6 protein-coding genes are annotated in these 4,339 nt (G+C 39.4%); 2 read left to right on the forward strand and 4 right to left on the reverse strand.

What is annotated here, in order from left to right; translation table 11 throughout:
- A partial coding sequence (locus V7137_RS08225; protein ID WP_335697638.1) for a DUF502 domain-containing protein occupies positions 1-591 on the forward strand: 591 nt, incomplete at its 5' end.
- 22 nt (positions 592-613) lie between these two features.
- Here V7137_RS08225 and msrB read toward each other — a convergent pair.
- From msrB to rsgA, 3 genes are all read right to left on the reverse strand, one after another.
- Complete coding sequence (gene msrB, locus V7137_RS08230; protein ID WP_335697639.1) at positions 614-1,054, reverse strand: peptide-methionine (R)-S-oxide reductase MsrB; 441 nt, start codon at positions 1,052-1,054, stop codon at positions 614-616.
- Positions 1,051-1,536 carry a peptide-methionine (S)-S-oxide reductase MsrA gene (gene msrA / locus V7137_RS08235; RefSeq protein WP_420490108.1) on the reverse strand — a complete coding sequence of 162 codons (486 nt, stop codon included), beginning with the start codon at positions 1,534-1,536 and terminating at the stop codon, positions 1,051-1,053. Before msrA ends, msrB begins: the two co-directional genes overlap by 4 nt.
- A gap of 184 nt (positions 1,537-1,720) precedes the next feature.
- Positions 1,721-2,788: a ribosome small subunit-dependent GTPase A gene (rsgA, locus tag V7137_RS08240; RefSeq protein ID WP_335697641.1), complete on the reverse strand. Its 1,068-nt coding sequence runs from the start codon at positions 2,786-2,788 to the stop codon at positions 1,721-1,723.
- Positions 2,789-3,129: 341 nt separating this feature from the next.
- On the opposite strand from rsgA, the gene V7137_RS08245 reads away from it, so the two are divergent.
- Entirely contained in the window at positions 3,130-3,876 is a 747-nt protein-coding gene (locus V7137_RS08245) for a DUF4397 domain-containing protein (protein ID WP_335697642.1), read from the forward strand.
- 32 nt (positions 3,877-3,908) lie between these two features.
- Here V7137_RS08245 and V7137_RS08250 read toward each other — a convergent pair whose 3' ends face one another.
- The gene (locus V7137_RS08250) at positions 3,909-4,310 is read right to left on the reverse strand and encodes a YpmS family protein (RefSeq protein ID WP_335697643.1); all 402 of its coding nucleotides are present in this window, start codon (positions 4,308-4,310) and stop codon (positions 3,909-3,911) included.
- Between the last annotated feature and the right edge of the window lie 29 nt (positions 4,311-4,339).

The raw sequence follows: 4,339 nt of genomic DNA on the forward strand, positions 1-4,339 counted from the left end.
ATGAAATCCATTGTGAAAAATTTTATTAACGGTATTTTAACCATTGTCCCTATCATCCTTGTGATCTATGTCATATACAAAACCTTTCTATTTTTAGATGGTTTATTGGGTAATACCCTGAAGCCCTATTTACAGGAGGATTACATACCTGGGATTGGCTTACTGTCGACCCTGATTTTAATTACTATTTTAGGCTGGCTTTCTACGAAATATATTTCGGGGAAAATCATCAGATTGATTGATATTCTTCTCGATAGGATTCCTGTTGTAAAAACGATCTATTCCGTTATTAAGGACACCGTTCAATCCTTTCTTGGCGAGAAAAAATCCTTTTCCAAGGTGGCCCTAGTGGTGGTTCCAGGAACTGAGATGCGGAGCCTCGGTTTTATTACATCAGATCAATTGGAAGATTTCTATTCTCCGTTAAAAGACCATGTGGCCGTTTATATTCCGCAAACCTTCCAGGTTGCAGGGTTTACTTTTTTAATTCCAAAGGAACAAGTAGAAATTATTGATGTCAAACCTGAGGAAGCGATGAAATTTATCCTTTCAGGCGGAATGACTTCAACCACAAAACAAAAGTCGAAATAAAAAAAGCCGCAATCGCGGCTTTTTATTTTGCTTCAAATAGCTTCGTGAATTCTCCGTAACCTTCCTCTTCCAGTTTATCACTCGGAATAAACCGTAATGCGGCAGAGTTAATGCAATAACGCAAGCCTGTCGGGGCTGGACCGTCATTAAATACATGTCCTAAATGAGAATCGGCCGATTTGCTTCTTACTTCGGTCCGAATCATATAGTGACTATGATCCGCTTTCTCGATTACTTCTTCATCTTGAATCGGTTTGGTGAAACTCGGCCAACCGCAGCCGGCATCGAATTTATCCAACGAACTAAACAGCGGCTTCCCTGAGACAAGGTCTACATAGATCCCCTCTCTCGTTTCATTCCAATATTCATTTCGAAACGGTGGTTCTGTGCCATTATTTTGCGTGACTTCATATTGTATCGGTGTTAATGCCTTTTTCAATTGTTCTAGATCTTTGTTTTTCACTTTTTCTCCCCCCAATGACTTTGAATAAAGCCAGCACGTCCTGAGCCTACATGATAGGACTCGTAATGAGCCCGATTTTTCTTATAGTAATGCTGATGATAGTCTTCAGCTGGATAAAAAGTCTTGGCAGGTAAGATTGGTGTAACAATTGGTTTTTTAAACCGTCCGCTTTCCTGGAGTGCTTGCCTTGACTGTTCAGCTAGCATTTTTTGTGTCTCATCATGGTAGAAAATCGCCGGTTGATACGATTGCCCGCGATCATAAAATTGGCCGCCTGGATCGGTTGGGTCAATTTGCTGCCAAAATAACTCCAATAATTTTTCATAAGGAAAAACATCAGGATCATACGTAATTTGGACGGCTTCATAATGGCCGGTTGCCTCTGAACATACTTGTTGGTAAGTCGGGTTTTCTACTGTTCCCCCTGTGTAGCCGGAAATGACACTTTTAATACCTGGCTGTTCATCAAACGGTTTCACCATACACCAGAAACAGCCTCCGGCAAACGTTGCCACTTCATATTGCTTTTCCAAAGTACCACCCCATCATCATTATTTCACTTGAATATGAGTATACAGAAAGTTTAAGTAAAAATAAAATCTAAAGACCCTAAAAAAAGCTGACCAAGTATGGTTGATATTCCACACTTGGTCAATTTTCATAGTCTTAAAAGCTTTTTCGCTGTTTCATTTGTTTATTGATATTTTTCCAATGTTTTTTGACTTCTGCTTGGGCACGTTTATCAGCTTTTCTTTCGATAAAGGCTAGTTCCTTTTGCAGTTTATTGTAACTAACTAACCGCTCAGCTGCCAACACTCCTTCTTCAATCGCCCTCACTATTGCACAGCCAGGTTCATTCTTATGCTGACAATCCCGGTAGCGGCACGAGGATGCTAATTCTTCAATTTCTGAAAAGGTCTCCGTTAAACCATCTGTACTTTCCCAAAGCTGCAGTTCCCTCATTCCAGGTGTATCAATCAAGACACTGCCATTGGGAAGGAGGATCAATTCACGGTGCGTCGTAGTATGCCGTCCCTTATCATCTGCCATTCGAATATCCTGAACCACCTGTTTTTCCTCACCTAAGAGACGATTGGTCAAAGTCGATTTACCAACCCCTGAGGATCCAAGCAAGGCAATCGTTTTTCCAGGCTGCAAGAATGGTGCTAATTTCTCAAATCCACTCATCGTCTCAGCACTTATCGCAATGACAGGGACGCCTCCCATCGTGATCGCTTCAACCTCAGCTAATTTACTCTCGAGATTCTGACAAAGGTCTGCCTTACTTAAAACAATAACGGGATTGGCCCCACTTTCCCAAGCAAGCAGCAGATAGCGTTCCATCCTTCGTAAATTCAAATCCTCGTTCAGTGAATTGACGAGAAACACCGTATCGACATTAGTGGCAACAATTTGCTCCTCTGCGGTAAGACCTGCAGATTTTCTTGAGAACTTACTTTTTCGAGGCAGAATGGCCAAAATAGTCCCTTTTCCTTCTTCAAATCTCGGCTTTAGGGCAACCCAATCACCGACAGCAGGAAAATCCTCCCGATTGAGGGCATTATAACTAAATCTGCCTGAAACCTCACATAATAATTCACTTTGCTCCGTCCACACCCGGTACATTCGTTTATGTTCGAGGGCTACACGACCAAGAATCATTTCGTCATTTGTATTTAAAGTTTGAAAATTACTTTCTACCGTTTCCGTTAATCCAATTGTTACTAAATTCATGTTTATTCCTCCAGCGAATAATTATTTTTACATAATAAAAAACCATAGGCAAACACAGCCCATGGTTTTATTCGCCAATTGGAATAAACGTACAAGGTACCCTAACGAGTAAAACTCTGGGCTGTGCAAACAACAATATTCAAATTACGGATTGCTCTCATCGTTTCAATTAACATTGCACGTCACCCACTTTCAAACATATTTGTTATAAGTATATGTGTAATATATCCATTTGTAAATAAAAAATGTAAAAATTCCAAATTTGTGCATACGAAGTTAGACACCTACCTATTTAAGCTTGAATAAATTATGGTGTAATCCATTAGATAGGAGTTGATAATATGTCCGAGAAAAGAACACATTCCGATTATCTGCAAAAAGCGGCTATGTATGATTTGTTAGCTCAATTTTATAAATTCTCCTTTCCCAACTTACACATCCACTATTACCTTAAACACATAAAATACATGAATAAAGCATTGACCTCCCTGAGAACAAATCCCCAACCGTTACAAGGAGAAGCGTATGTCCGCGTCCTTCACACCTCCCCTGATTCCCCAAATGTAGACATTTATATAAATGGGAAACGAGTGATACGGGACTTACCATTTAAAAACGTAAGTAGTTATCTACCATTAAAACCTGGAAAACATCATATTGATATTTACCCAGCGGGAAATATGGTCGACAGTGTTTTAAATAAAAAGATAACCGTTGAACCTGGAAAATCGTACACACTTGCAGCGATTGACTCTGTTAAGAAAATGCGACTGCTAGTTTTTCAGAATAAACCAAAGGTACCGGTCAATGAATCAAAGGTTCGCTTTATCCACTTATCACCAGCTAGCCCGCCACTAGATATTGCAGTTAAAGACAGAGATGTAGTTTTCCCAAAGGTTTCCTATAAGCAGTCCACTGAATATCTAGGATTAACACCCATGACCGTTGATTTGGAGGCAAGGGAAGCTGACACGAAGAATGTACTATTGCCGATGCCGAGGGTTCAATTTTTGCCAAATGAAACCTATACGATCGTTCTTGTTGATCATTCAAATCATGGTTTCCAATATATCAAAATTAAGGATTAAAAAAAAAGGGTGCCTCCGAAATAACGAGGCACCTAATTCACTGGGACTAATATCGTAAAGGCAATGTCATCCTTTTTCAAATCAAATTTGTCTGCCTTAAGTTTGATATCACTTTTTAATTTCAATTGCTGCATGTTGACATAGATCAGTTTATTCTTGGGTCTTATCTCGACCCCTTTAGGAAGCTTATAATTTTCGCTAATAAAATTGAGAACGTATGAAATAGGAAGGTGTAAACTCCCAATCGTCATTGATCTCTGCTTTAAAACTAAATCACCATTTTCTAAAGCACTTGGCCTAAAGGTTAACTTCATATTTAGTTCCTCACTAAAGAACGGCAAGGTTCCATACAGTTCAACTTCATCCGCTAAAAGGACCCGATAATCGATCGAAGAATCTGCAGCCTCTTCTTTTAGATAATGATTAATCAGCATATTTAAATCATTCTTGTTTGATTTAACAT

It is taken from the genome of Neobacillus drentensis (assembly GCF_036962765.1).
Taxonomy (GTDB): domain Bacteria; phylum Bacillota; class Bacilli; order Bacillales; family Cytobacillaceae; genus Neobacillus; species Neobacillus drentensis_C.